Annotated in this window: 22 protein-coding genes and 3 pseudogenes; 13 read left to right on the forward strand and 12 right to left on the reverse strand. The window is 69.6% G+C overall.

What is annotated here, in order from left to right; genetic code table 11:
* Nucleotides 1-133: 133 nt before the first annotated feature.
* From ACZ5GT_RS33645 to ACZ5GT_RS33660, 4 genes are all read left to right on the forward strand, one after another.
* The gene (locus tag ACZ5GT_RS33645; protein WP_469033990.1) at nt 134-1,447 is read left to right on the forward strand and encodes a hypothetical protein; all 1,314 of its coding nucleotides are present in this window, start codon (nt 134-136) and stop codon (nt 1,445-1,447) included.
* A gap of 122 nt (nt 1,448-1,569) precedes the next feature.
* Entirely contained in the window at nt 1,570-1,794 is a 225-nt protein-coding gene (locus ACZ5GT_RS33650; protein WP_469033992.1) for a hypothetical protein, read from the forward strand.
* Nucleotides 1,795-1,854: 60 nt separating this feature from the next.
* Nucleotides 1,855-3,210 carry an MATE family efflux transporter gene (locus tag ACZ5GT_RS33655; protein ID WP_469033994.1) on the forward strand — a complete coding sequence of 452 codons (1,356 nt, stop codon included), beginning with the start codon at nt 1,855-1,857 and terminating at the stop codon, nt 3,208-3,210.
* A 318-nt stretch (nt 3,211-3,528) separates the two neighbouring features.
* Nucleotides 3,529-4,062 (forward strand): AAA family ATPase, encoded by a 534-nt coding sequence (locus ACZ5GT_RS33660; protein ID WP_469034062.1) that lies wholly within the window; start codon nt 3,529-3,531, stop codon nt 4,060-4,062.
* A gap of 352 nt (nt 4,063-4,414) precedes the next feature.
* On the opposite strand, the gene ACZ5GT_RS33665 is transcribed toward ACZ5GT_RS33660, so the two are convergent.
* Nucleotides 4,415-5,137 (reverse strand): DJ-1/PfpI family protein, encoded by a 723-nt coding sequence (locus ACZ5GT_RS33665; protein WP_469033996.1) that lies wholly within the window; start codon nt 5,135-5,137, stop codon nt 4,415-4,417.
* A 159-nt stretch (nt 5,138-5,296) separates the two neighbouring features.
* Between ACZ5GT_RS33665 and ACZ5GT_RS33670 the strand changes: the two genes are divergently transcribed.
* A complete protein-coding gene (locus ACZ5GT_RS33670; protein WP_469033998.1) occupies nt 5,297-6,313 on the forward strand; it encodes a GlxA family transcriptional regulator in 1,017 nt (338 codons plus the stop codon).
* A 190-nt stretch (nt 6,314-6,503) separates the two neighbouring features.
* Here ACZ5GT_RS33670 and ACZ5GT_RS33675 read toward each other — a convergent pair whose 3' ends face one another.
* The 3 genes and pseudogenes from ACZ5GT_RS33675 to ACZ5GT_RS33685 form a co-directional block, all read right to left on the reverse strand.
* Complete coding sequence (locus ACZ5GT_RS33675; protein WP_469034000.1) at nt 6,504-7,124, reverse strand: dihydrofolate reductase family protein; 621 nt, start codon at nt 7,122-7,124, stop codon at nt 6,504-6,506.
* A 41-nt stretch (nt 7,125-7,165) separates the two neighbouring features.
* Nucleotides 7,166-7,310, reverse strand: a pseudogene (locus tag ACZ5GT_RS33680) (IS701 family transposase); the annotation flags it as partial.
* 11 nt (nt 7,311-7,321) lie between these two features.
* Nucleotides 7,322-9,049 carry a glycoside hydrolase family 43 protein gene (locus ACZ5GT_RS33685; protein WP_469034002.1) on the reverse strand — a complete coding sequence of 576 codons (1,728 nt, stop codon included), beginning with the start codon at nt 9,047-9,049 and terminating at the stop codon, nt 7,322-7,324.
* A 771-nt stretch (nt 9,050-9,820) separates the two neighbouring features.
* Here ACZ5GT_RS33685 and ACZ5GT_RS33690 point away from each other — a divergent pair.
* On the forward strand, nt 9,821-10,066 hold the full coding sequence (locus tag ACZ5GT_RS33690; RefSeq protein ID WP_469034005.1) for an AbfB domain-containing protein: 246 nt from the start codon (nt 9,821-9,823) through the stop codon (nt 10,064-10,066).
* A gap of 68 nt (nt 10,067-10,134) precedes the next feature.
* Nucleotides 10,135-12,450, forward strand: coding sequence for a beta-L-arabinofuranosidase domain-containing protein (locus ACZ5GT_RS33695; protein WP_469034007.1), 2,316 nt, complete (start codon nt 10,135-10,137; stop codon nt 12,448-12,450).
* Here ACZ5GT_RS33695 and ACZ5GT_RS33700 read toward each other — a convergent pair.
* On the reverse strand, nt 12,447-12,632 hold the full coding sequence (locus ACZ5GT_RS33700) for a hypothetical protein (protein WP_469034009.1): 186 nt from the start codon (nt 12,630-12,632) through the stop codon (nt 12,447-12,449). The genes ACZ5GT_RS33695 and ACZ5GT_RS33700 overlap by 4 nt on opposite strands.
* Nucleotides 12,633-12,863: 231 nt before the next feature.
* Here ACZ5GT_RS33700 and ACZ5GT_RS33705 point away from each other — a divergent pair, with 231 nt between their 5' ends.
* Nucleotides 12,864-13,208: a hypothetical protein gene (locus ACZ5GT_RS33705; RefSeq protein ID WP_469034010.1), complete on the forward strand. Its 345-nt coding sequence runs from the start codon at nt 12,864-12,866 to the stop codon at nt 13,206-13,208.
* A pseudogene (locus ACZ5GT_RS33710) lies at nt 13,199-13,904 on the forward strand (IS30 family transposase); the annotation flags it as partial. The gene ACZ5GT_RS33705 and the pseudogene ACZ5GT_RS33710, both read left to right, overlap by 10 nt.
* A 92-nt stretch (nt 13,905-13,996) precedes the next feature.
* Here ACZ5GT_RS33710 and dmpG read toward each other — a convergent pair.
* From dmpG to ACZ5GT_RS33725, 3 genes are read right to left on the reverse strand one after another with little or no spacing between them, the layout of a single operon-like run.
* Nucleotides 13,997-15,004 (reverse strand): 4-hydroxy-2-oxovalerate aldolase, encoded by a 1,008-nt coding sequence (dmpG, locus tag ACZ5GT_RS33715; protein ID WP_469034012.1) that lies wholly within the window; start codon nt 15,002-15,004, stop codon nt 13,997-13,999.
* On the reverse strand, nt 15,001-15,963 hold the full coding sequence (locus tag ACZ5GT_RS33720) for an acetaldehyde dehydrogenase (acetylating) (protein WP_469034014.1): 963 nt from the start codon (nt 15,961-15,963) through the stop codon (nt 15,001-15,003). Before ACZ5GT_RS33720 ends, dmpG begins: the two co-directional genes overlap by 4 nt.
* Before the next feature lie 27 nt (nt 15,964-15,990).
* Nucleotides 15,991-16,794: a 2-keto-4-pentenoate hydratase gene (locus ACZ5GT_RS33725; RefSeq protein WP_469034016.1), complete on the reverse strand. Its 804-nt coding sequence runs from the start codon at nt 16,792-16,794 to the stop codon at nt 15,991-15,993.
* Nucleotides 16,795-16,863: 69 nt separating this feature from the next.
* Here ACZ5GT_RS33725 and ACZ5GT_RS33730 point away from each other — a divergent pair, with 69 nt between their 5' ends.
* The gene (locus ACZ5GT_RS33730) at nt 16,864-17,667 is read left to right on the forward strand and encodes an IclR family transcriptional regulator (protein ID WP_469034019.1); all 804 of its coding nucleotides are present in this window, start codon (nt 16,864-16,866) and stop codon (nt 17,665-17,667) included.
* A 138-nt stretch (nt 17,668-17,805) separates the two neighbouring features.
* Here ACZ5GT_RS33730 and ACZ5GT_RS33735 read toward each other — a convergent pair whose 3' ends face one another.
* The 3 genes from ACZ5GT_RS33735 to ACZ5GT_RS33745 all read right to left on the reverse strand — a co-directional run bounded on the left by ACZ5GT_RS33735 (nt 17,806) and on the right by ACZ5GT_RS33745 (nt 19,076).
* Entirely contained in the window at nt 17,806-18,015 is a 210-nt protein-coding gene (locus ACZ5GT_RS33735) for a hypothetical protein (RefSeq protein ID WP_469034021.1), read from the reverse strand.
* Nucleotides 18,012-18,437 (reverse strand): serine hydrolase, encoded by a 426-nt coding sequence (locus ACZ5GT_RS33740; RefSeq protein WP_469034022.1) that lies wholly within the window; start codon nt 18,435-18,437, stop codon nt 18,012-18,014. Before ACZ5GT_RS33740 ends, ACZ5GT_RS33735 begins: the two co-directional genes overlap by 4 nt.
* 240 nt (nt 18,438-18,677) lie before the next feature.
* A complete protein-coding gene (locus ACZ5GT_RS33745) occupies nt 18,678-19,076 on the reverse strand; it encodes a VOC family protein (RefSeq protein WP_469034024.1) in 399 nt (132 codons plus the stop codon).
* A gap of 93 nt (nt 19,077-19,169) precedes the next feature.
* Here ACZ5GT_RS33745 and ACZ5GT_RS33750 point away from each other — a divergent pair, with 93 nt between their 5' ends.
* Nucleotides 19,170-20,159, forward strand: a complete 990-nt coding sequence (locus ACZ5GT_RS33750; RefSeq protein WP_469034027.1) for a helix-turn-helix transcriptional regulator — start codon at nt 19,170-19,172, stop codon at nt 20,157-20,159.
* Between the two features lie 469 nt (nt 20,160-20,628).
* Entirely contained in the window at nt 20,629-21,462 is an 834-nt protein-coding gene (locus ACZ5GT_RS33755; RefSeq protein ID WP_469034064.1) for a PIG-L family deacetylase, read from the forward strand.
* A 317-nt stretch (nt 21,463-21,779) separates the two neighbouring features.
* Here ACZ5GT_RS33755 and ACZ5GT_RS33760 read toward each other — a convergent pair.
* Nucleotides 21,780-22,250, reverse strand: a pseudogene (locus ACZ5GT_RS33760) (sugar phosphate isomerase/epimerase family protein); the annotation flags it as partial.
* 1,259 nt (nt 22,251-23,509) lie between these two features.
* On the opposite strand from ACZ5GT_RS33760, the gene ACZ5GT_RS33765 reads away from it, so the two are divergent.
* On the forward strand, nt 23,510-25,117 hold the full coding sequence (locus tag ACZ5GT_RS33765; RefSeq protein ID WP_469034030.1) for a hypothetical protein: 1,608 nt from the start codon (nt 23,510-23,512) through the stop codon (nt 25,115-25,117).
* The last annotated feature ends 51 nt before the right edge of the window (nt 25,118-25,168 follow it).

Genomic DNA, 25,168 nt, shown 5'->3' on the forward strand with positions numbered 1-25,168 from the left:
CGGACAGAACAACGGGAGGACAACCCAGCAGGGCGTCAGTCAGTGCCCGAGCCACGACCACCGGAACCTGCGTACCACTATCAATGTCAGTGCCGCGCCGTAGGCTGCCGCGCATGACTCGTTCCTGGCGACGATGGGGGTAAGGGTGCGCAGGCCGGTCGAGGGTGAAGTCCACGTCCACTACAGCCAGATCTACGTCGAGAGCGATCCGGACAGCTTGGGCTCGGACCTCGCGGAGGCGTTCGCGGGGCAGAACTCCGGGCTGTGCGGTGCGGCGGTACCCGGCGCGCTGTGGCTGCACACCGGACTGCACACGGGCAGCGTCGGCTTCACCGTCGAGGTGCACGACCAGGCTCCGCCGCTGGATCCGGTGTGGGAGGACGCCGTGGAGGTGTCCTTCCACCCCGCATCGGCCGACAGCTCTCTCGTGGAGTGGGCAGGGCAGGACTCCTGGGAGCTCGGCCTGGAGGAGACCGACTACCGGGTGCGCTACTGCGCCAAGGGCATGGACGAGGGTCGCCGACAGGACACCCGGTCGAGCGATGAACCCGAACTGGACTGCTACCTGCTGCAGTTCTGGCCCACCCCACCCGCACCGGACCGCATCCTGAAACAGACCTCGGCGATCGCTGCGTACTGGCACGATTACGCCCGTCGGCAGCCGCCCCCGCCCACACCGGCCGAACGCGCCGAAGTCGAACGCCAGGCCCGCCTCGCGCGGGAACAAGCCGAACGAGACCGCCGGCTCGCCTACGAACGATGGCAGTGGGGCGGTCAACTGCCCAGCCAGGCCCTGCGCGACGTCGGCGGCAACGTGCGCGGCCTGCTCGCCTTCGACCCCGCCCTCGTCCACGCCATCGACGCCGCCGCCCCCGAGACCCAGCGGGCCGTAGCCCTGCTGGCCGCGCGCCGTGCCTGCGGGGCGGCCGGTCTCACCGAGGTCGACTGGATCGGCGCGGGACTCGCCGCCCTGGCAGAGGGCCGCCCGCTGCCGCCGCCTCTCGACGACCCGGCCCACATATGGCGGGCCCTGGCCTCCGACCCACGGGTCCCCGACAGAACCGTCCGCCGGGCCGTCCCGCCCGAGCGGCTCCCCTTCCAACCGCCCGCCGGTGACGACGCGTACACGCCGATGCCGGAACCCGCGCCCGCCTTGCGGATCGTGGGTCCCGCAGCCGCCACGGCGATGTCGCCGAGCCCTCCCGCGCCGCCGGCGCCGCAACCGGAGGGAGGGACGTCGTACACGGTGAAGGTCACATTCGGCGAGCCGGATCCGAACCTGCCTGTCTCCCAGCCCCACATGGCTCTGCCCGCGCTGCTGGGCGCCGCCGAAGCCGACCCCCTCCGGGCGGCCCTGGACGCGGTGTACGCGGCCGTGGCCGCTTACGGGGAGGAGTACCAGGCGCTCCTGAGAGAAATCCGGTCCGTGTGCCGAGGCCAGGAGTAGTCGCCGGCACAATGGCGTCGGCTCCACGACAGTGGACGGCGTCCGTCCCGGGTGGTCGCCCGGCACTGTCGGCGCGTGCAGGCGCGTGCAGGCCGGGCGATGGCAGGCTGTACGATCGGTCCGTGACGGATGCCCCTGTGCACTGGACCGTGCGCCACTTTTCGCAGGCCAACCCCGCCGGCCCCGGCTGCGACAGCGTTCCGGCCCTCTTGCGGCGACTGGCGGATTCCATCGAGGCGTTGGGCCCCGCCGAGGTCCAGGACGTGGTGATCGAGTCGGAGACGACCGAGTACGGCCCCTGGTGGTCGGGGACCGTCTACTTCCACCTGCCTGAGGACGAGGACTGATTCCGGGTGGTTGGCCGCTTCCGCTGACCTGCCGGCTCCCGCAGTGTGATGATCGAGCCCATGGTCGACAAGGTGAGCGGACCGCCCGGACGCGCTGCATGGTTGGAGATAGCGGCGGCAGCGCTCCCGCTGTACCTGACGATGATCGCGGCCTCGGCCGGCGCCCTGGTCGACACAGCACTGCTCGGCCACCACGCCACCGCCACGCTCGCGGCCTTCGCCGTCACCATGGCCGTGTTCAGCCCGGCTACCGCCACGGTGGCGGGCGCACTGCGCGGCGTGATGCCGTTCGTCACGCCGCGCAAGGACGATCCTGACCGTCTCCTGCCCGTGGTGCACAGTGCCATGTGGCTCGCGGTCGCCGTCGGCGCGGTCGCCGCAGCGGCCGTCGCGTCAGTTCCGCTGATCGGCCGGGCATCCGGAGTTCCCCGCACCACTCTGGACCAGTTGGGAATCTTCCCCTTCCTGCTGGCCGGCAGCGTGCTCGCCATCGCGGTCAGCTCGTCATCCACATCCGTCCTGATCGCACTGGGCCGAGCGAAGCTGGTGATGCGGGCCGGACTGCTCGGCACTGCCGCATCGGCCACGCTGTCCGTCATCCTCGTTGGCGGTCCCGGCCCGCTGCCGGGTTACGGACTGACCGGGGCCGGGATCGCCATGCTCGTCTCCAGCGCCATCACCGCGTCCGTCAACCAGGTGACCCTCCGCCGCTCTACCGTGCTGACCGGCCACTCCCTGTTCCCGGGCAGGCCGGATGCGAGACAGGTCTGGAAGCTGGGCGCCGTGGGGATCCCGCTCGCCGGCACGGTGCTCGTCAAGTTCGCCGTCCTGGGCGTACTGACCTTCGCCGCGGCCCGAGTCGGGACGGACAGCGCCGCGGTGCACAGCGTCGGAATCTCGCTGGTCAACCTCATCTTCACGGCTGCGGTGGCGGTCGGCCAGGCCACCATTCCCCTGGTTTCCGCCTACGCCGGGAAATGCGACGGCGCGAGCATCCGTCGCAGCGTCCGGGCGGGCACCTGGCTGGCGCTGGCCGTCGTGGGATTCATCGCGGCAGCGGTGATCGTCCTCGGACCATGGATCGTGCCGTTGTTCACAACGGACGCCGAGGTGCGGCCGCAGATCGTGGACCTGCTGCCGCTGGTGCTGGCCGTGGTCGTCACCGACGCGCTGCAGGCGGTCGTCGGGTTCGGCCTCATCGGCCTCAAGCGAACGGTGCCGAGTTTCGTGTCGACCTTCATCTGCTACGGACTCCTGGCCGCTGTCGCCGCCCCGGTGGCCACAGACGGGGGCCTCGCCGCCCTGTGGACGGCACTCGCCTGTGCCAATTTCCTCCAGGCAGTCGGCAAGGCCTACTCCTTTCACCGGCACAGCACATACACCGAGAACCGCGAACACGCACCAGCCGTCACATGACAGGCACGGGCTGGCGCTCCGCTGCGTCCTCAACGCCCAGTGGATGACCTCGCGGCGGGACGACGAGCCGTGCACGCCGGGAACAGACACTGGTGAGTCGGCTGACCGTGGCCAACTCCGGGACCGGTGCGAGGAACTGCGCCGGCATTGACGGCAAGGGTCGCGGTGGGAGCTTGTTGCTCCGCGGCTCGTTCCTGGATGCGGCGGGGAAGCTGTGGCTGCCGAAGCTGGAGGCCTGAGGGGCACAGTCACCTGGTCGGGCGCGACCGCCGCGAATCCGAGGCGCTGTCACCCGTGGTCGATACCCTGACGGCCGTGATGGTGGGCACCGGAGATACCCGGCTGGTCGTGCTGCGCGGTAACAGCGCCTCGGGGAAGTCGTCCGTCGCGGCGGGTCTGCGTGAGAGGTTCGGCCGCGGCCTGGCCCTGGTCGGCCAGGACAACCTCCGCCGCATCGTGCTGCGCGAGCGGGACCGGCCGGGAGCGGCGAACATCGGTCTGATCGACCTGACGGCCCGCTACGCCCTGGACGCCGGCTATCACGTCGTGGTCGAAGGCATCCTCTACGCCGACCGCTACGGCGACATGCTCGCGCGGCTGCGCGCCGACCACCGTGGCCCGACCCACAGCTACTACCTGCACGTGCCGTTCGGTGAAACGCTCGCCCGGCATGCCACCAAGCCGACCGCCGATGACGTCGACGAGACGCAACTGCGTGACTGGTACCGGCCGTTGGATCTGCTGCCCGGCGGCGTCGAGACCGTCATCGGCGCCGACAGCGCCCTGCACGAGACCGTCGACCGCATCATGCTCGACACCGGCCTGGCCCACCTGCCCGCACTGGACTGCTGACCGGGGCGCCTGCGACAGCTGTTGCGCCAAGCGGTGCGCCTGTCCGGTGCGCTGGTGTTGCGACAGACCTTGCGCGACCGCAGCCTCCTGGGGACTCGCCCAGGTCACGACGGGCGTTGCGGAGTGGTCGGGGTCAGCCCGTGCAGGGATGACCGTGCCGCGCCGGGGCGAGCAGCCCGGCTTTAGCGCCGGCAGCATCTCGCTGGCTTACGCCGAGCGCTTCCGGTGCTGTCCTCCTGCCGCAACAAGGACGTCATGGCCGCCCAGCTCGGTTCGACACGTATGCCGATGGACGCGGGGGTGGGCCCGGCTCGGCGAGCACCGGATCGCCGGGCCCACGGCGCTCAGGTGCTCAGGTGGTCAGGTGGTCCAGGAGTGCGGGGTGGTCGGCGAGGGCTTTGTGGAGCACTTGCCGGGCGAACGGCGTGTACTGGCCGCTGTCGGCAGCTGTCCAGTCGATCGGGCCGAAGGGCGGCTCGGGGTCGTACTCGATGAACAGCTGCACCATGCGCGCGATGTCACGGCCGGCGAGGCGGCCGGCCAGGTGCAGTGCCATGTCGATGCCGGCCGACACCCCGGCGGCGGTGATGAAGTGTCCGTCCTCGACCCAGCGCTGGTTGACCGGTGTTGCCCCGAAACGGGGGAGCAGGTCCCGGTACATCCAGTGCGTGGTGGCCCGGCGGCCCTCCAGAAGCCCCGCCGCCGCGAGCAGCAGGGATCCGGTGCACACCGAGCCGACGACCTGGGAGCGTGCCGCGGTCTCGCGAAGGTTGCGCAGCAGGCTTTCGTCGGCCATGGCGGCCAGGGTGGGGACGAGGCCGCCGGGCACGATCACCGCACAGGCATCCGAGACCTCCTCGAAGGTGTGACTGGGTACCAGGGACAGCGGGGTGTCGCTCGGCATCGGCACGATCCGCTCGCCGACCACGATCGTGCGGTAACCGGGAACAAGATCACCCAACGCCGCGAAGACCTGCATCGGGCCGACGATGTCCAGCGGGGTGAGCCCCGGGTACAGCACGAAGGCGATGGTCTTGACCGAGTCCGCGGACGGCTCGGGCGAGGGGTCGGTCATGACGGGACTCCTGAAGTCGGTGGGTGGCCGAAGGCCTGGCAGCGGGATGCTGTCCTGGCAACCCTCGCCCACCGCCGCCACCGCGGACGGATCGTCCGGACTCCATGTCCGGAATTCTTGGATGCCTGTCTTCCGGGTCGATTCGGTACTGTCGCAGGCATGACGACCGACGTCCGCCACCGCGTAGTGGTCGTGGCCTATGACGATGCGGAACTCGTCGAGGTCGCCTGCCTGACGACCGCCTTCGACGGGGCGAACCGCCTCGGCGCGAGTCCGCCCTACGACGTGCTGCTGGTCACCCCGCACGGCCGCCCGGTGCGCTGTTCCTCGGGCCTGGTCCTGGCGGCGCAGGCGGCGCTGGAGCGGACGGGCGGCCCGGTCGGCACGCTGCTGGTCGTCGGTGGACGGGGCCACGCCGCGGCGGCGCAGGACACCCGGCTGGTCGAGCACGTGCGCCGCCTGGCCGGAATCGGCCGGCGGGTGGCATCGGCGTGCACGGGGGCGAGCGTGCTGGCGGCGACCGGATTGCTCGACGGACGGCGTGCCACGACCCACTGGGCATTCGCGCGCGACCTTGCGCAGCGCCATCCGGCCGTCCACGTCGATGCCGCGCCGCTGTACGTCCGCGACGGGCACGTCTGCACGTCAGCGGGGGTTACCGGCGCACTTGACCTGGCTCTCGCTTTCGTCGAGGAGGACCACGGCCCGGCCCTCGCCCGGAAGCTGGCCCGGATGATGGTGACCTACCTGCAGCGGCCGGGCAACCAGGCCCAGATCAGCATGTTCGTCGACGCGCCGGCGCCCGAGCACCGGACCGTGCGGCAGACCGTCGAATACATCACCGCACACCTCGACAGTGACCTAGCCACCACCGCGCTCGCCGAGTACGCGGGAGTCAGCGGACGTCATCTGTCCCGGCTGTTCCTTCAACAGCTCGGACAGACACCGGCCCAGTTCGTACGGACCGCCCGGGCCGAGGCGGCCTCACAACTCCTTGTCTCCACGACACTGCCGCTGGCTTCGGTCGCGAGGCGCTGCGGGTTCAGCTCCGCCGAGACGCTGAGGCAGGTGTTCCTGGACCACTACGGAACGACACCCAGCCACCATCGCACAGTCCACAGTGCTCACCGTGCCGCCGGTCATCGGGACGGCGCCGACGCCGACGACCGTCCATAGCCCTCCGCCGTCCGGTTCGGCAGCCTCGGCCGACTCGGCGGCACCGGCGAACTGCCGCGCACCGCTTCCTGACCGTGCAAACCCGCACCTGGCCGATCACGGGGTCCCACCGCTTTCGACCAGGCGTGCTGTCGCGTAATCCGGGGCCGGCTGCGGTCCGGCTGGAGGCCGCCGCATCACGCGTCCGGCATCAAAGGGATTCGTCACCGCCGACCTTGCCCTTGGCCTCGTCGTAACCCGCCTTGGCGGGCGCCTCGGTCGGTGCGTAGATCACTCGGATCACGCCGGTCGGGAACGTCTCGGTCGCCGTCACGCGCAGGTGGTACGGCACGTCACCCTCGTCGAACAGCTTGCGGCCCTTGCGCGCCGCCACCGGGTGCACCAGCAGGCGCAGTTCGTCGATCAGCCCCGCGGCGAGGAGCTGCTGCACGACCGAGAGCGACCCGGGGATGAGGATGCCCCGGATGCCGGTGTCGGTCTTGAGCGCGGCGACGGCGTCGACTAGGTCGCCCTTGATCAGCTCTGAGTTGCGCCAGGCGAACTCCTGCGGCCGGCGCGAGACGACCACCTTGCGCATGTCCCCGAGCTGCTTCGCGAACGACGCGTCCTCCCCGCCCGCGGCCTCGCGGCCGGGCCAGGCTCCGGCGAAGCTGTCGTAGGTCTCGCGGCCGATGAGCAGCACGTCAGCGGTCTCGTAGTCCTCGGTGACGGCGCGGCCCATGTTCTCGTCGAAGTACGGGAAGTGCCAGTCCGGGTCGATCTCGGCCACGCCGTCGGCCGAGATGAACAGGGTGGAGATGACCTTCGCCATTGAATGACTCCTTCGCTTCCAGTGGTGTCAGCAGGTAGACCGGTGCACCACGCCGAACTCATCGGGGCAGTGGCAAAACACCGCCCATCGGGGATCTTCGCCGCCCGGCATCGCTCGCGGTCGGAGATCCAGGCGTTCGGCGGGTACAGCTCCCGGTCCACCAGCCCGGCCGGAGGTGGTGGCGTACCTGGTCGGCTTCAGCTGTCGCCTCCATACCCGGACAACGACAACCACCAGCTCAGGACACGAGATGCCACTGGAGTGCCTAAGGGGCCAGGGATCGAGGTCGTCTGCCGGGACCGGGCTCCCTTCTTGGCCGCAGGCGCCGCCGTCGGGGCACCGCAGGCAGCGCAGGTCGCGTACCGCCGGTACCTGTGGCACAACCTCAGCGAAGCCGCCGAACGGTGTGTCACCGGCCGGCGAGCCTGTTCGCGGCCGGGCACAGCGGACAAGCGATCCAACGCAGCTCGGGATGGCCTACCGCACGGTCGAGCTCCTCGCCGACGCCGCCACCCCGGAAGACCACAGCTGGTACACCGACCGGCGCCGCCGGAGGTGGTGTTCCAGTTGGAGTCCATGGTGATTCCCTGGCGCATGACCAGCCGCGTCGTGCCGGCTTCCCGCTTGAGGCTGATGCAGGCAGAGGAGTCGCGCAGCAGCGCCAGCCCCGCGCGGTCTCCGTCGCGCATCGCCGAATACTCCAGTTGGACCGTCGCGGTCGAGGTGGGGCCCTGGATGCGGTGAGTGAGCGTGTTGCGGGCCCAGTAGAGGTCGGAGGTGACGGTGGCGGTGCTCAGAGTGAGTCCGTTACCGGCGGACCACTTGCTGTTGTCCGGGTTGTGATTCCACTCCCACTTGGGTGCGAGAGCCGTCGTGGAGAAGGTGTCGACGCCGGTCATCGGTGTGATCTGGCGGGGCGGGGCGGGGACGACGGGACTGGTGTAGGAGGCGCCCCAGGCACCGTTCACCAGCTGTATGACGGGCCAGCCGTCGGAGGTCCAGGTGACCGGCGCCAGGACGGGTATCCGTCCGCCGGGGAAGGCGTCGACGAACGCCATGTAGTACCAGGCCCCGGTCTGCGTCTGTACCAGACCGCCCTGGTGCGGGACGCCGCCCCCGGACACCGGGCCCGGCAGGTTGAGCAGGACCTCCCGCAGCGTGTAGGGACCGAAGGGGCCGCTGGTCGACTTGAGGATGTACTGGCCATTGGCGGGACGGGTCGCGAAGATGTAGTAGTTGCCGTTGATCTTGTAGAAGCGTGACCCTTCGAGCGTTCCGATGCTGGACGGGGTGCTGAACACCTGCTGGGTACGGACCTGGGACCGGCCGTCCGCGGAGAGCTGGGCCACGTTGATGGTGCTGTTGCCGTACGCCACGTACAGGGTGTCGTCGGTGTCGACGAGCAGCCCGGCGTCGTAGTACACGGTGTTCAGTGCGGCGAGGCGGCTCCAGGTGCCGTCGACGGACTTGGCGGTGTAGAGGTAGGTCTTCGCGAAGTCGATCTGGCCCAGCCAGTAGAACGTCTGATTGCTCGGCCGGTAGGCGAGCGAGGACGCCCAGGTGCCCCGGACGTAGCCGCGGGCCCCGTTGAGGTCGTACTTGGCTCCGAAGTCCAGGACGGGAACCGAGTGGCCGGTGAACTCCCAGTTGACCAGGTCGTAGGAGCGCAGGATCGGCGTACCGGGGGAGTAGTGCATGTTCGACGCCGAGTAGTAGTAGGTGTCGCCGACGCGGATGATGTCGATGTCCGCGAAGTCCTGCCACAGGACCGGGTTCGCGTAGGTCGCGGCGGCGGCCGACGGGAGGGGCACGGACGACGTGGCGGACGCCTGTCCGGCGGCCACGGGCAGGATGCTCCCCGCCACGAGCCCCGTGCTCGTGGCGAGCATGCTCCGACGGCTTAACGAATGACGAGTCCATGACATCCGAGCGGCTCCCTGTGCTGGTGGTGTGCGGGTGTCCGGGCGTGAGTCGTGCGAGTGCGGTAGGCGGTCGCGTCACATTGTTATCCGAAATGTCGAACGCAATTCGATGCGTCGGACGTAAAGTGATGGTAGGCCGAACGCAAAAGACGTCAACCCCTGCTGCGTCATTTGCCTGCAGCGTCGAAATATTTCGCTCCGCAGGGGGTTGAAATGCCAATGTCTGTATCGGGCGACAGCCCAAGTGTCGCCACGGTGCCGCGCCTGGCGGTACATATTCGACGTTTGTGAGTGTGTCGCCTCGTCGCTTGAAGGCGTCAACGGCGTTGACGCCATATAGCGCGCCCTCTATCGTTCCTGCGTTCCCTCGAACGCATTTCGATATATCGAACGTACGGTACGGGTCACTCATAGGCTCCCCTTCCCGCTTCCGCCGGTTCTTTCCGACTGCGAGGAGACGTTCATGCGCCACCGTATGGAACCGGTCCGCACATCTCAGCCGCAGGACCCTGCTGCGTACCGCCCTCACCCGTACTGCCGCGGCGGCCGCAGGGCACCTCACTTGTCCGCTGTCCGCCGCGCCCGCCCGTGCCGCCCTCCCGGCCGCCGCCGGGCTGACCTCGCGGTACGCCGACGCGGAGGCGGCGACGTTCCAGCGGCACGACGATCACCGCCACGAACGCATCCCTCACATCCTGGAGTGCGCCGGTCCCGCCGGCGGGCATTCCGACGAGTTGAATCGACACCTCGGAACTGTCCGGCGTCAGCGGCACCGTGAAGCACCTCCCGGTCCTGAAGGACCTGGACCGCCTCTGGGCCGCTGCCGACGAAGAAACACGTGACCTGGCCACCACCGGCGGCGTCCTTCTCACCGCGGTCCCCGGCCTGGCCGACCGGTGGGCGTATTCACTGCGTAGCGCAGACGGCCGCTACGTCCGCCACCGCGACCTCCGGCTCCGGCTCGACCCCTGCCGGACCGGCGAGCCGCACGCCTCCGACCGGCCCTTCCAACTCGCCTGAGCCATCGGCCGGTTCACCCGCCCGCAAACACCCGCCACTCGTCTCGGTCCGCACGGGAAAGGTGCCCGATGTCCTCCTCCCTCAACCGACGCCGCCTCCTGCAGTACGCCGGAGCCACGGCCGCGGCCTCCGCCCCCGGCTCACTCCTCGCCGCCCCCCAGGCCCGGGCGGCGGTCGTCCCGCCGGTCCGCGCCGACACCGGGGCCCTGGCCCAGCCCTTCGACCTCGGCCAGGTCCGGCTGACAGCGAGCCGCTGGCTGGACAACCAGAACCGCACCGCCGCCTACCTGCGGTTCGTCGACGTCGACCGACTGCTGTACGTCTTCCGTGCCAACCACCGTCTGTCCACGGGCGGCGCCGCCACCAACGGCGGCTGGGACGCGCCGACGTTCCCCTTCCGCAGCCATGTGCAGGGCCACTTCCTCACCGCCTGGGCTCAGTCGTACGCCGTGACCGGAGACACCGCCTTCCGGGACAAGGCGACGTACATGGTCGCCGAACTGGCCAAGTGCCAGGCGAACAACAGCGCTGCCGGATTCACCGCGGGATACCTCTCCGGCTACCCCGAGTCCGATATCACCGCCCTGGAACAGCGGACCCTGAACAACGGCAACGTCCCCTACTACACGATCCACAAGACCCTCGCCGGCCTGCTGGACGTGTGGCGGCACATCGGCTCCACCCAGGCCCGAGATGTGCTACTGGCGCTGGCGGCGTGGGGCGACACCCGCACCGGCCGCCTGACCCAGGCGCAGATGCAGGCCATGCTGCAGACCGAGTTCGGCGGCATGAACGCCGTGCTGACCGACCTCCACCAGCAGACCGGGGACGCGCGCTGGCTGACCGTCGCCCGCCGCTTCGACCACGCCGCGGTCTTCGACCCCTTGGCAGCCGGACAGGACCAGTTGAGCGGGCTGCACGCCAACACCCAGGTACCGAAGTGGATCGGCGCCGCCCGCGAGTACAAGGCCACCGGCACCACCCGCTACCGGGACATCGCCGCCAACGCCTGGGACATGTGCGTAGGCGCCCACACCTACGCCATCGGCGGCAACAGCCAAGCCGAACACTTCCGTGCCCCCAACGCCATCGCCGCGTACCTGAAGCAGGACACCTGCGAGAGCTGCAACACCGTCAACATGCTCAGTCTGACCCGGGAGTTGTTCGCCCTCGACCCGGACCGGGCGGCCCTCTTCGACTTCTACGAGCAGGCGTGGCTCAACCAGATGATCGGCCAGCAGAACCCGGCCGACCCGCACGGCCACGTCACCTACTTCACCCCGCTCAACCCGGGCGGTCGGCGCGGGGTGGGCCCGGCGTGGGGCGGCGGCACCTGGAGCACCGACTACACCACCTTCTGGTGCTGCCAGGGCACCGGCCTGGAGATGCACACCCGGCTGATGGACTCCGTCTACTTCCACGCCGGCACCACGCTGACGGTGAACCTGTTCGTCCCCTCCGTCCTCGACTGGGCCGAGCGCGGCATCACCGTCACCCAGACCACGACCTACCCGGCGAGCGACACCACCACCCTGCGCGTCACCGGCAACGCCGGCGGGACCTGGGCGATGCGCATCCGCATCCCCGGCTGGACCACCGGGGCCACCGTCAGCGTCAACGGCGTCGCCCAGAACATCACTGCCACCCCCGGCAGTTACGCCACGCTCACCCGCTCCTGGAGCGCCGGCGACACGGTCGTCGTCCGCCTGCCCATGCGGATCACCATGCGGCCGGCCAACGACAACCCCGAGGTCGCCGCGATCGCATACGGCCCGGTCGTCCTCTCCGGTGACTACGGCGACACCGCGCTCAGCTCCCTGCCGTCCCTGGACACCTCCACGATCAAGCGGACCAGCACCAGCGCACTCACCTTCACCGCCACCGCGGACGGTGCCACCGTCGACCTCGGCCCGTTCTACGACGCACACGGCCACAACTACACCGTCTACTGGAACACCGGCACCGTTCCCACCGTCCGCCTCGTCAACGCGGGCAGCGGCCTCGTCCTGGGTGTCCAGGACATGTCGACGGCCGACGGCGGCCGGGCCCTCCAGTGGAACGACTCGGGCACCGCCGACCACAACTGGCAAATGATCAATGACGGCAGTGCCTACCGCTTCCGCAACGCCCACAGTGGCAAGGTCCTCGGCGTCCAGGACATGTCCACGGCCGACAACGCGACCGTCCTGCAGTGGACGGACAACGGCACCGCCGACCACCGCTGGACCCTCCTCGACCAGAACGACGGCACCTACAAGATCCGCAACGAGCACAGCGGCAAGCTCCTGGCCATCGCCGGAGACTCCACCGCCGTCGGCGCGTTCGCGGTCCAGGACTCGGACAACGGCACGGCAGACAACCGGTGGCGCCTCGTGCCCAATTAGCACTCCTGGCGATCGCGGAGGCGCGGTCCGAGCAGAACGGCTCCGAGCAGAACGCCTCCGAGCGCATCGACTGCGACGACCTGCTGACCGGACTTGCCCAGGTCGGCTGCGGAGTGGCCGCCGGCGTCCTGACCGAGGCTGGCTTCGATCTCACGACTCTCGACGCCGCCCTTGTCGGCCACCGCCCCCACCAGACTCGATGCTGACTGTCAACAGAGGACACCCGGTTCGTTGCGATGAGCCTTCCTGAATACCGAAGGAGGTCTGGTCCGTGACTGGTCCGACGTTTTCCGGTCTCTCCCGTGCCACGACCCTGCGGGAGCAGGCGCTGATGGCATTGTGAGCGGCGATCACCAGTGGCCTACCGTCCTGGAGACCACCCGGGTGAGGTGGAGATCGCGGAGCGGTTGTCCGTGAGCCGCGGGACCGTGCGGGAGGCGCTGCGCCATCTCCAGCAGGAGGGGCTGGTCACGGCCGGCGCTCGGGGCATGCTCCGGGTGTCGCAGCTGTCGTCGGACGAGGTCCGTGAGCTCTACCAGGTCCGTGAGGCCCTGGAAGGTCTGGCGATCAGGCAGATCATCGAGTCGTCCCGCGGGCCCCGGGCCGCCGAGGCCCTCCGGGCTGCCGTGCCCGAGGTAGAGCGCGGCGGCCGTCCCGAAGCCGATGAAGTCGTAGGTCTCGATGGTGGCGCCGACTCCGCAGCCGACGGCCACTCTCAGCCGCTCGGGCGACCCCTGCTCGGATCGCCCGTAAGGTGATGAAACAAAAGCCCCGCAAGATCAACGACGCTCCGGAGCTGCGGAACGCCGTCCAGGAGATGCTGGACGAGAAGTGGAGCCCGGAACAGATATGCCAGGCTCTGCGGGCAAGGTTCCCCGAGCGGCCGGAGATACATGTGGTCCATGAGACCGTCTACCAGGCGCTCTACGTCCAGGGCCGGGGCCAGCTACGACGGGAACTTGCCGGCGCCCTGCGCAGTGGCCGCGCCCGCCGCAAGCCCCGCCGCCGGCAGGCCAATTGCCGCCAGCCCCGCTTCACCACCCCGATGGTCATGATCAGCGAACGCCCCGCCGAGGCGGAGGACCGGGCTGTCCCGGGCCGGAGCCGCGGCCGTACGCGATGCCCTGACAGCTACCGTCCAGACTCTGCCCGCGCACCTGAAGCGGTCCCTGACCTGGGACCAGGGCAGCGAAATGGGACGCCACCGCGAGTTCACCATCGCCACCGACATCCCCGTCTACTTCTGCGACCCCGCCAGTCCCTGGCAGCGCGGCTCGAACGAGAACACCAACGGCCTGCTCCGGCAGTATTTCCCGACTTGTATCGGGGGCAGCGACCTGTCCCTCCACAGCCCCGAACACCCTGTCGCCGTCGCCGACCAGCTCAACCGCCGCCCACGCAAAACGCTCGGCTGGGAAACCCCAGCCGAGCGCCTGTCTGAACTGCTCGCGGCCTGGACAACCAACCACGTGTTGCAACGACCGCTAGAAACCGCCAAGCGGGTTCCTGCGGCGCCCTTCGGCGTGTGTCCTCCCCGTCGGCCTCGTCAGGCGGCGGCGAGGTTCAGGGCGATGTCGATGATCATGTCCTCCTGGCCGCCCACCAGGCGGCGGCGACCGCACTCCATGAGGATGTCGCGGACGTCGACGCCGTACCGCTTCGAGGCGACCTCGGCGTGGCGGAGGAAGCTGGAGTAGACGCCGGCGTAGCCCAGGGTGAGGGTTTCGCGGTCGACGCGGACCGGGCGGTCCTGGAGGGGGCGGACGATGTCGTCCGCGGCGTCCTGGAGGGCGAACAGGTCGCAACCGTGCTTGTAGTCCGAGAGGTTGGCGACCGCGATGAACGCCTCGATGGGGCAGTTGCCGGCGCCGGCGCCGTGGCCGGCCAGGGAGGCGTCGACGCGGCGGACGCCGTTCTCGACGGCGACGACCGAGTTGGCCACGGAGAGCGAGAGGTTCTCGTGGGCGTGGATGCCGATCTCGGTGACCGGGTCGAGCACGTCCCGGTAGGCGCGGACGCGGGCGGCGACGTCGTTCATGGTCAGGCGGCCGCCGGAGTCGGTGACGTAGACGCAGTGGGCGCCGTAGGACTCCATCAGCTTGGCCTGCTCGGCGAGCTTCTCGGGCTCCGCCATGTGGGAGAGCATCAGGAAGCCGGAGACGTCCATGCCCAGTTCGCGGGCGGCGGCGATGTGCTGCGCGGAGATGTCGGCCTCGGTGCAGTGGGTGGCCACACGCACCGAGCGGACACCGAGGTCGTAGGCGTGCTTCAGCTCGTCGATGGTGCCCACGCCGGGGAGCAGCAGGGTGGTCAGGCGGGCGGTCTTCAGGACCGAGGCGGCGGCTTCGATCCACTCCCAGTCGGTGTTGGAGCCGGGGCCGTAGTTGAGGGAGCCTCCGGCGAGGCCGTCGCCGTGGGCGACCTCGATGGCGTCCACGCCGGCCTCGTCGAGGGCGGTGACGATGCGCTTCACGTCGCCGGGCGTGATCCGGTGCCGGACGGCGTGCATACCGTCCCGGAGGGTGACGTCCTGCACGAAGATCTCGGTGCTCACTTCGCGGTCTCCTTCGCGGCGGCGATGCGCTCGGCCATCTGCACTGCGGCCGAGGTCATGATGTCGAGGTTTCCGGCGTACTCGGGCAGGTACATGCCCGCGCCCTCCACCTTCAGGAAGACGGACACCTGGTGGGTCGGCCGGGTGTCGTCGCCGTCGGCGAGGAGCGTCTCGACCGGCTGGTCGGCGGGGACCTCGCTGATCTGGACGTCCTGGACGAGCTGGTAACCGGGGACGTAGGCGGCGACCTCGGCGGCCATCTTCTCGACCGAGGCGGTGATCTCCCGCTTGACGGCCTCGCCGTCCTCGCCCTCGGGCAGGGCGACCAGGGCGAACACGGTGTCGCGCATCATCAGCGGCGGCTCGGCGGGGTTGAGGATGATGATCGCCTTGCCGCGGCGGGCGCCGCCGACCTGCACGATCGCCGAGGAGGTGGTCTCGGTGAACTCGTCGATGTTGGCCCGGGTGCCCGGGCCGGCCGACTTGGAGGCGATCGAGGCGACGATCTCCGCGTAGGCCACCGGGACTACCCGGCTGATCGCGGCGACCATCGGGATGGTGGCCTGGCCGCCGCAGGTGACCATGTTGACGTTGGGCGCGTCCAGGTGCTCGTCGAGGTTGACGGCCGGGATGACGTACGGGCCGATGGCGGCCGGGGTCAGGTCGATCATCCGGATGCCGAGGGGCCGCAGCTTCTCGTCGTTGTAGCGGTGCGCGCCGGCCGAGGTGGCGTCGAAGACGATGCCGATCTCGTCGATCTGCGGCGACTTCAGCAGCCCGTCCACGCCTTCGGCGGTGGTCTCGAACCCGAAGCGGCCGGCGCGGGCGAGGCCGTCGGAGGCCGGGTCGATGCCGACCATGACCCCCATCTCGAGGTGCTGCGCGTTGCGCATGATCTTGATCATCAGGTCGGTGCCGATGTTGCCCGACCCGATGACGGCGACCTTCGTCTTGCTCATCGTGATCCTTGCGAGAGGTGGGAAGTGTCAGGAGAAGGTGACCGACACCGTGCCGAGGCCGGTGACCGTGGCCCGGACGGCGTCGCCCGGCTTCACCGGGCGCATCGGGCCGAGCGCGCCGGAGAGGATCACCTGACCGGCGCGGAGGGGCGAGCCCAGGTCGCGGGCCTGGCGGGCGAGCCAGACGAGGGCGTTGACCGGGTCGCCGAGACAGGCGGCGCCGTTGCCGGTGGAGACGGTCTCGCCGTCGATCGACATGGTCATCTCGGCCGCGACCGGGTCGAACTCGGAGAGCGGAACCTGCTGCGAGCCGAGCACGTAGCCGCCGGCGGAGGCGTTGTCGGCGACGGTGTCGCCGAAGCTGATGTCCCAGTCGGCCACCCGGCTGCCGCAGATCTCCAGCGCGGCGACAGCGTGGTCGACGGCCTCGCGGACCTGGGCGTGGTCGAGCGGGCCTTCGGCCAGGTCGGCCTTGAGCACGAAGGCGATCTCGGCCTCGATGCGCGGCTGGAGGATCGCGTCGGCCGGCACGGCCGATCCGTCGGCGTACTCCATGTCGTCGAAGAGGACGCCGAAGTCGGGCTGGTCGACGCCCAGTTGCTGTTGGACGGCGGTGGAGGTCAGCCCGATCTTGCGGCCGACGACCGTGGCGCCGGCCTCGACCCGCTCGGCGGCGAGCTGCGTCTGCACGGCGTACGCCGCTTCGACGTCGTCACGGCCGATCAGGTCGCGTACGGGAACGGTGGGGACGCCGGTGGCGGCCGCCTGGCGGAGCCGGGCCGCGGCAGCGGCGATCATGTCGGTGGGGACAGCCGAGTGGGTGGGTGCCATGGCATCCAATCTCCGGCAAGGGAAGAGCGAGCTCCACGATGGCGTTCCACTCACCGGTACGCTTTTTTCATGGAAGACCGGCCGGAGGATCGTATGGAGGGCCTCGAGCGGTCGGAGGTCCCCGACCGGGACCGCGACACGGTGCTGGGCAAGGCACTGGCGATCCTCAGGGCGTTCGGCCCGGCGGACTCCGTGCTGCCGCTCGCCGAACTGGTCCGGCGGACGGACCTGCCGAAGGGGACCGTGCACCGGGTGGCGGGAGACCTGGTACGGCACCGGCTGCTGGACAAGACGGCGCACGGGTACCGGCTCTCCGGAGGGCTCTTCGAGCTGGGTCTGCGGGCCGCGGCGGAGCGGACGCTGCTCGAGCTGGCGATGCCCTTCCTGCAGGACCTCTACGAGCGCACCCATGAGACGGTGCATCTCGGTGTGCGGGAGGGACACGAGGTCGTCTACATCGCGAAGATCGGCGGACACCGCCAGGCCAAGGCGCCCTCGCGCACCGGAGGGCGGATGCCGATCCACTGCACGGCGATCGGCAAGGCGCTGCTGGCCCACGCGGGCGAGGAGGAGTGGACCGCCGTGCTGACCGGACCGCTGGAGCGCAGGACACCGCGGACCGTCGTCGCACCGGGCCTGCTGCGCGGGCAGCTCACCCGGGTGGTGGAGACGGGAGTGGCGTACGAGATGGAGGAGTCGACGCCGGGCCTGCTGTGCGTGGCTGCGCCGGTCCTCGCGTCCGACGGACAGACGGCGGTGGCCGCCATCAGCGTCACGGGCCCGGTGGGCCGGTTCCGCCCGGAGTCCCACGCCAACGCGGTACGCGCGGCGGCGACGGCGCTGGGCTCGACGCTGGCCCGCCGGGGGCGCTGAGCGGCGGCACCAGCCTGCGCGGGGACCTGGCCCGGCGCCTGCCGGCCGGGCAGTGGCCCGTTCTCCGACTCGGCGATCAGCGGCACCTGCGCCGCGTCGACATCCGTGCCGACGCGGTGCGGGCGACGACGTCTCCGCTCACCGGGCGCTGGAGCCACCGGCGCACAGTGCGTGGTCGATCAGGGCGCCGGCCGCGTCCTCCTGCTCCAGGATGTGCTCCGGGGTGTCGCCCCGTGCCTCGGACATGGAGACGACGGCGCTTCGACTGCCGTCGTCGGTGACGCCGTTGAGGGTGATGAAGCCGCCGTCCCCGCCCTCGTGGCTCCAGTAGGTTCCTCCACAGCTCAAGGGGCGCTCGACCAGGCCGAGCCCGTATCGGCCGCCGGGCCACAGGTGTGCACCACTCCCGGCAGCCAGTGCTCGACCGTGTCGTCCAGGGACAGTCTGCCCTCGGCGTCCAGTTGGAGGACCACAGCGGCGACCAGCGTCTTGGAGGTGCTGGCCATGCGGAAGTAACCGTCGGAAGAGACCGGGCGGCCGGTGTTCAGGTCGGCGGTGCCGCTGGTGGCGACCGCCTGCCGGCCGTCGGACGCGATCGCGCGGGCCTGAACACCGCTGACACCGAGGGCGTGGATCGCCTCGGTGTCCTGGCGTAACCGCCCCACGGGGGAGGGGCCGACAGGCTGGGCGATGGCGGGGGCCACCCCCGCAGCGAGCAGCGTGGCGACACCGATTGCCGTGGCGAGGTGTTCGCACAGAGTCGAGGCCATGGCCGAACGCTAGTTTCGCCCCGCTGGGGGCACGATCCGGCGCACCCCAAGATCGGAACGGGGGATAACCCCCGCCGTGGGCGAGCCAGCGGGCGTACCACTTGGCCAGGCAGTGGCCGGAGGGCGTCAGCGGCGGTGCGTTCCGAGGTCCCCCTGCGGGTGGCGCTCCTGGACTCGGCGGCCGCGTTCACCGGGAGCCCTGCGATCTCGGGTCTCCCGCGTGAGCGGCTGTGCGTGGCGTCAGCGTGCGAACTTTTCGATGGCCTCCGGGGTGACGGGGGTGAAGAAGTTGACGAGGTTGCCGTCGGGGTCGCGGAACAACAGCGACCGGTTGCCCCAGGGCATCGTGGTGGGCTCGTTGACGAAGTCGGTGACGAAGCCGGTCAGGTTCTGGTGAACGCGGTCCACGTCGTCGACGAGGAACTCGGTGATCACGCTGTGGTTGTCCGCCGGGTGGGCAGAGCCCGGGGCGAACAGCGGGACGGTGCGGGTGCCGGCGATCGCGAGGGTTGCGCCCGCGGTCCTGAGTTCGGCGAAGTCCTCGGTGGCCCACGTCGCCTGCGTCCCTGTGGCTCGCTCGTAGAACTCGACGAGGCGTGCGACGTCGCTGGTGATGATGCGGATCGAGACGAAGTCCATGGGAATCTCCTTGGCTGTGCTGGAGGCGTGCACGTCGCAGGCTAGGAGAAATAGTGGACAGAATCGGTCCTGTATTCGCGTTAGGCTGCGAACATGCCACGACCCACCGGCCGCGTGCTGACACTCCTGGAGCTGCTGCAGTCGGGCGGCACCCGGACTGTGGCCGAGCTCGCCGACCGTCTCGGCGTCGAAGGGCGCACTGTGCGGCGGTATGTGAACCAGCTGATCGACCTGGACGTGCCCGTGGAGTCGGTGCGCGGCCGCTACGGCGGGTACCGGCTGGCCCCCGGGTACCGCTTGCCTCCGCTCATGCTCAGCGACGACGAGGCCCTGGCCGTGCTGCTCGGCCTGGTCGCCGGCCGCCGGGCAGAGCTGACGACGACGGAGCGCACGGCGAACGAGACGGCGTCAGCGAAGATCCGGCGGGTGCTGCCCAAGCACATCGCCCGCCGGCTCGACACACTCCTGGAAGCTCTCGCCTTCACTGATCAGCCCGGCGAGTTGGACCACCCGGACGCCGGGACCCTGCTCACCATCGCCGATGCGGTCCGCCACCGCCGACCGGTCTCGATCCGCTACACCGACCGCGACGGACGGCGCAGCGAACGCACAGTGCACGCCTACGGGATCGTCGCCCATGCGGGCCGGTGGTACGTCACGGGCAAGGACGCCGAGGTCGGCGAGGACCGAACCTTCCGGCTCGATCGCATCGCAGCCGCGCGGACCCTGCCCGGCTCATTCGAAGCGCCCGTGGGTCCCGGTCCGGCAGAGCGCGTGTTGTCAGGATTCGCCACGGCCGAGTACCGGCATGAGGTGACCTTGCGGATCCACGGGACAGTCGAGCAGATCCGCGCGCACCTCCCCGCCGGCGTCGCGAGCCTGGAGGAGCATGAGCCCGCGGCCGGCCAGGACCCGGCGGCCGAGCACTGGCTGCGCGTCGAGCTACGGGCGCAGCAGCTCGACTGGTTGCCTCGGATACTCGCCGCACTCGACCGGCCGTTCGTCATCGAGCGCCCCGATGAACTACGCGACCTCGTCATCGCGCTCGCCGATCGCCTCACGTCCTACGCCCGCCAAGCCTGACAGCGAGGAACCAACGTCATGAGACGGCACACCCAGGCCGGTGGGGACGCCGTGGTCACCCGCGCGCGAAATGCGTGGCCACCGTCGTCGCCGTCCCATTCACTTCCACTCATGTACCGGGGAACTCTCTGCGCAATGCTGTGACCTGCGGGGGCCCGGGCCGGGGCCTGGGCCGTCATGGCCGGAGCTCGGGCGGCGGCCTGCTCAATGTCCCCCGGCTCCGGGAGGTCGACGGTGTCCGGATCCATCGGGGCAGTGGCGGGACGTCAACGCGTGGAAGGCCAAGCGACCGCGCCGGGAACAGCCGGTCGGGTCGGGACGGTTGCATCGACTGGGAGACGGGCGCCGCGCAGGCGGGGGACACGCAGAACCACAGGGGCGCCCGTCCCCGCAGGATCCGAACCCCGGGATCGCGGTACGCCCGCCGCGCACTCGGACCAAGACGTAATTTGTGCAGGAGGACTGCTTGATGACTGACCGGCCCTTGACGCTCATGGCAGTACACGCCCACCCCGACGACGAGGCCACCGGAACCGGAGGGGTCCTCGCGCGGTACGCGGCAGAAGGCATCCGCACGGTTCTCGTGACGTGTACCGACGGCAGTTGCGGTGACGGACCGGGGGGTGTGAAGCCGGGCGATCCCGGGCACGATCCGGCGGCCGTCGCCTTGATGCGCCGTCAAGAACTCGAGGCGAGCCGCGACGTCTTGAAGATCGGCGCTCTGGAGATGCTGGGCTATGCCGACTCCGGGATGATGGGCTGGCCGAGCAACGACGCCCCCGGATCCTTCTGGCAGACCCCCGTGCGGGAAGGCGCGGCCCGACTCGCAAAGCTCATGCTGCACTACCAACCTGATGTGGTCGTCACCTACGACGAGAATGGCTTCTACGGACACCCCGACCACATCCAGGCACACCGCATCACGATGGCGGCGCTGGAGATGACCGCGCTGGCGCCGAAGGTGTACTGGACCACCATGCCCCGATCGATGATGCAGCGGTTCGGTGAGATCATGCGCGAGTTTCATGAGGACATGCCGGAGCCGGATCCTGCCGAGGCCGCGGCGATGGCCGAGATCGGCCTCCCCGACGATGAGATCACCACGTGGGTGGACGCCACCGCGTTCAGCGGTCAGAAGTTCGACGCGTTGGCCGCGCATGCCAGTCAGGGCGAGAACATCTTCTTCCTCAAGATGGGCAAGGAGAGGTTCGGCGAGTTGATGGGCATGGAGACCTTCGTACGGGTCCAGGACCCCACCGGCGCGGCCGTACCCGAGAACGATCTCTTCGCCGGACTGCGCTGATCCGCCTGTTCGACCAGCCGGGAAAGCGCATCTGTCGGCGACGGCACGGCGTGATCGAGCGGGTCATCCATCGGGAGGCTGTCCACGCGGGTTCCGCTCCGGCAGCCCGCTTTCAGGCCCTCGTCGGCGACGTCGACGAGGGCCCGCACTTGCTACCCGACACCGCGCTCGCCCTCCAACCGCCAGGTAACCGGGCAGGTGGGAGATATGTGGGCTGCTGACTCGGAAGGTGTGTGACAGCCCACGTCACCAGCCCGGCGGTCTGTGTGGATCAAGACAGACCGCCGGGGAAGCGGCACGAAGCTCAGGCTTCGAGGGGTGCCGGACGGGTTGAGGATGTAGCACATGCCCGACGAGTCCTTGTGGTTGGCGGAGTCGGCGATGTGCACGTGCTGCAGTTTGTCGCCCGCGTAGCGCATCATCGCCGCGATGTCCGCCGTCGGGTCCGCCCCGGAGAGGTGGAAGGAGTGCGGCGCGCAGTAGAGGTAGTTCACCCAGGGCTTGTTGATCGCGCGGACCAGCTCGACGGCCGGGGTGTTCTCCTCGCAGAAGTCGTCCGGGTGGGCCTCCGGAATCAGCGCGATGCCCTCCCGCTCGAACAGCGGCAGCAGTTCCTCCAAGCACCGCCAGAAGGCCGCCTCGCTCTCCGCGGTGCGCTCGGGGCGGCCGTTGAACTCCGAGTTCATCAGCGGGCATTCGAGCTCGGTGGTGATCTCGATCATCCGCTTCCAGTAGCGCACCGCGGCCTGCCGCTCTGTCTCGTCCTGCGAGGACCACTTGTACCCAAGATCGAGGCTAGGAGCCCTCGCGGCACCGGCCCTGCCGCTGCTCCGCGACCAACTGGCCCAGCCCCGGCACGGCGGCAGGTTCCAGAGTCAGGCCGTCCGAACCCAGAAGTACCGGCCCCCGAGGGCCTCGTCGGTGGCTCATCGCGCGAGTGTCCCTGTTCGGGGCGTCGATCTCAACCGAGACCTTCTGCGGTGCTGCCGCTGCCTGCGGCCAGAGCTGGGGACACTCGTCCGCACGCAACTGGGGAGAAAAGTCCGTACGCCGATAACGCGTCGCCTGCATGCTCGCGCTGCCGCTCGGCCTCCCTGCGGCATGCGGATGAGCAGTAGACCCGCTGCCCCGTCGAGGGGGTCCGGCCGTCATCTGCTACCTCCACACGTCGGGTTGATCGGGCGGCCCGTTTGCGGCGTGGCGCGCGGCGAGCACCGGCAGTCGCAGCGCCGAGCCCGCCGCAGCCGGGACATGCGCCGACTACGACGTCGTGGAATGCGCCGCAGGTCACCCGCGCAGCCCCTGTGCCCGCTCCTGGAAGTGGACTGACTCACCCGCCAGGTCCCGCCTCGGGTACGAAGCCGGTGCTCACCGGTATGCCCGGGCCCCGGGACGCAGTTTTGGCGCATCAGAGGGAATCCGAATAGTGACCATGACAAACAATTGAGCTTTGATTAACGTTTTTTGGACGAGCATTTTCCCGAACTTGGTCGGCATCGGGGGCGTGTTGTGCAGAGAACGGCGCCGAGGAGGCGCGCAGAATGACCCCGCCCCGTCGTCCGGCATGGACGTCAACTGGCCCTGAGCTGCGATAATTTGATGGTGAATCAGACTCGACGGCGGCTACCCGATGTCATAACCACCACTTCGGGCCGACGGCCCTCGCCTTCCTGTGTAAAGGCTCTGCACTTCCGTTGACCAGGACCCGTCAATTCTGCTTTGCTTCTCCGCGTCAGACAGGTCATCACCAATTCGGCCAGCAAGAAAGTGGCAGTGCGAACCCCTTCTCACTGCCTATTCATTCGTCCGGTCCAGAACGTGAGTTCCTTCGCGGATCGCAACGCCGTGCGTGAGTTCCCCAGATGCCGGGCACCGCCCCGTGCAGTCGCCCGGCACCGCTCGGAGCCCTGCTCCTGTTCCGGCACGAAACCGGCGTCAGTCGACGGCCGGAGCCAGTCCGACGGGTGATGGCCTCGTCGAACACCCCATGCAGCTCACCCCGCCGCACCGACGGCGGAGGTTCGTGCCAGAAAGGTTCCCATCACCCATGGGTCATCCCCACACCCGCGGCGCAGTCCGAGCAACCCTGACCGGTCTCGCGTCGCTTTCCCTCCTCACCGGTGCGGTAGTCGCCTCCATCCCTCAGGCGGCAGCAGCCACCCAGGCCGCGGCCCACACGGCGAGACACAACCCCTACAGCCCGGCCTACCAGCATCCGTACCGGCACGGTGTCATACCGACCATCCAGCGGAACGCGAAGATGAAGTCCTGGGCGGCCAAGCAGCCGGCCGCCACCGCGGCGACCGGGTCGCAGACGCTCTCCTACGGCGGCGGCGTCGACGGCATCGGCGTCCAGAGCGGTCACTCCAAGGTCTACCTGGTCTTCTACGGCTCGCAGTGGGGCACGCAGAGCACCAACAGCAGCGGCGACGCCACGTTCTCCGGCGACCCCGACGGCGCGGCTCCCGTCGCCCAGGAGATGTTCAAGGACATCGGCACCGGCAACGAGCGGTGGTCCGCAGATCTCACCCAGTGGTGTGACGGGCCGAACGTGTCCGCGGGCGCCACCAGTTGCCCGTCCAACGCTGACTTCATCCCGTACCAGAGCGGCGGCGTGCTGTCCGGAGTGTGGTACGACAACTCGGCGGCCTCGCCGAGTGCCGCGACCGGGCACCAGCTCGGCGCCGAAGCCGTCAAGGCTGCCGGACACTTCGGCAACACCACCGCCGCGTCCAACCGGGACGCCTACTACGTCATCCTCTCGCCGCACAACACCAACCCGGACAACTACCAGGGCCAGTACTGCGCCTGGCACGACTACAACGGCGACAGCACGCTCTCCGGCGGTCCCGTGTCCTCCTCCTACGGGGACATCGCGTTCAGCAACCAGCCGTACAACATGGACTCCGGTTCCGGCTGCGGCGTCGGCTTCGTCAACTCGCCCGGCACGCTGGACGGCTGGACGATGACGCTCGGCCACGAATGGCAGGAGATGATGTCCGACCAGAACCCGGCAGGCGGCTGGACCAACCACACCGGCAGCTCGTACGACGGCCAGGAGAACGCCGACGAATGCGCCTGGATCTCGCCCGGCAGCACGGGCGGGGCGGCCAACGTCACGATGGGCACCGGCACCTTCGCCGAGCAGGCCAGTTGGTCCAACGACACCAACAACTGCGCCATCACCCACGCGATCGTCGGCGGCAGCGGTGGCGGCACCGGCAGCCTCACCAACGGCACCTTCGAGACCGGCAGCCTGTCCGGCTGGACCACAAGTGGCACCGCCTCCGCCACCACCTCGGCGGCGCACAGCGGCAGCTACGGCGCGACGGTGGGCTCCACCGGCCCGACGAACACCTCCTCGGTCTCCCAGTCCTTCACCGCCCCGTCCGGCACCACCAAGATCTCCTTCTGGTACAACGTCACCTGCCCGGACACGGTGACCTACGACTGGGCGACGGCCACCCTCCAGGACACCACGGCGGGCACCACCACGACGCTGCTGGGCAAGACCTGCACCCAGGGCGCGGGCTGGAAACAGGTCTCCGGCACGGTGACCGCGGGCCACACCTACACGCTCACCCTCACCAACAAGGACGACAACTACGCGGGTGACGCGACCTACACCTACTACGACGACGTGACGGTCTCCTGACCTGTCACGCCGTACGGTGGGGGGGGGGGGGGGGGGGGGGGCCCCCCCCCC

This window comes from Streptomyces sp. NPDC031340 (assembly GCF_055569945.1).

Bases quoted from the DNA above. Each gene is read 5' to 3' on its own strand.
- ACZ5GT_RS33645 (WP_469033990.1), top strand. From the start codon at position 134: ATGGGGGTAAGGGTGCGCAGGCCGGTCGAGGGTGAAGTCCACGTCCAC.
- ACZ5GT_RS33655 (WP_469033994.1), top strand. From the start codon at position 1,855: ATGGTCGACAAGGTGAGCGGACCGCCCGGACGCGCTGCATGGTTGGAG.
- ACZ5GT_RS33660 (WP_469034062.1), top strand. From the start codon at position 3,529: ATGGTGGGCACCGGAGATACCCGGCTGGTCGTGCTGCGCGGTAACAGC.
- ACZ5GT_RS33665 (WP_469033996.1), bottom strand. From the start codon at position 5,137: ATGACCGACCCCTCGCCCGAGCCGTCCGCGGACTCGGTCAAGACCATC.
- ACZ5GT_RS33670 (WP_469033998.1), top strand. From the start codon at position 5,297: ATGACGACCGACGTCCGCCACCGCGTAGTGGTCGTGGCCTATGACGAT.
- ACZ5GT_RS33675 (WP_469034000.1), bottom strand. From the start codon at position 7,124: ATGGCGAAGGTCATCTCCACCCTGTTCATCTCGGCCGACGGCGTGGCC.
- ACZ5GT_RS33685 (WP_469034002.1), bottom strand. From the start codon at position 9,049: ATGTCATGGACTCGTCATTCGTTAAGCCGTCGGAGCATGCTCGCCACG.
- ACZ5GT_RS33695 (WP_469034007.1), top strand. From the start codon at position 10,135: ATGTCCTCCTCCCTCAACCGACGCCGCCTCCTGCAGTACGCCGGAGCC.
- ACZ5GT_RS33720 (WP_469034014.1), bottom strand. From the start codon at position 15,963: ATGAGCAAGACGAAGGTCGCCGTCATCGGGTCGGGCAACATCGGCACC.
- ACZ5GT_RS33725 (WP_469034016.1), bottom strand. From the start codon at position 16,794: ATGGCACCCACCCACTCGGCTGTCCCCACCGACATGATCGCCGCTGCC.
- ACZ5GT_RS33730 (WP_469034019.1), top strand. From the start codon at position 16,864: ATGGAAGACCGGCCGGAGGATCGTATGGAGGGCCTCGAGCGGTCGGAG.
- ACZ5GT_RS33740 (WP_469034022.1), bottom strand. From the start codon at position 18,437: ATGGCCTCGACTCTGTGCGAACACCTCGCCACGGCAATCGGTGTCGCC.
- ACZ5GT_RS33745 (WP_469034024.1), bottom strand. From the start codon at position 19,076: ATGGACTTCGTCTCGATCCGCATCATCACCAGCGACGTCGCACGCCTC.
- ACZ5GT_RS33750 (WP_469034027.1), top strand. From the start codon at position 19,170: ATGCCACGACCCACCGGCCGCGTGCTGACACTCCTGGAGCTGCTGCAG.
- ACZ5GT_RS33755 (WP_469034064.1), top strand. From the start codon at position 20,629: ATGACTGACCGGCCCTTGACGCTCATGGCAGTACACGCCCACCCCGAC.
- ACZ5GT_RS33765 (WP_469034030.1), top strand. From the start codon at position 23,510: ATGGGTCATCCCCACACCCGCGGCGCAGTCCGAGCAACCCTGACCGGT.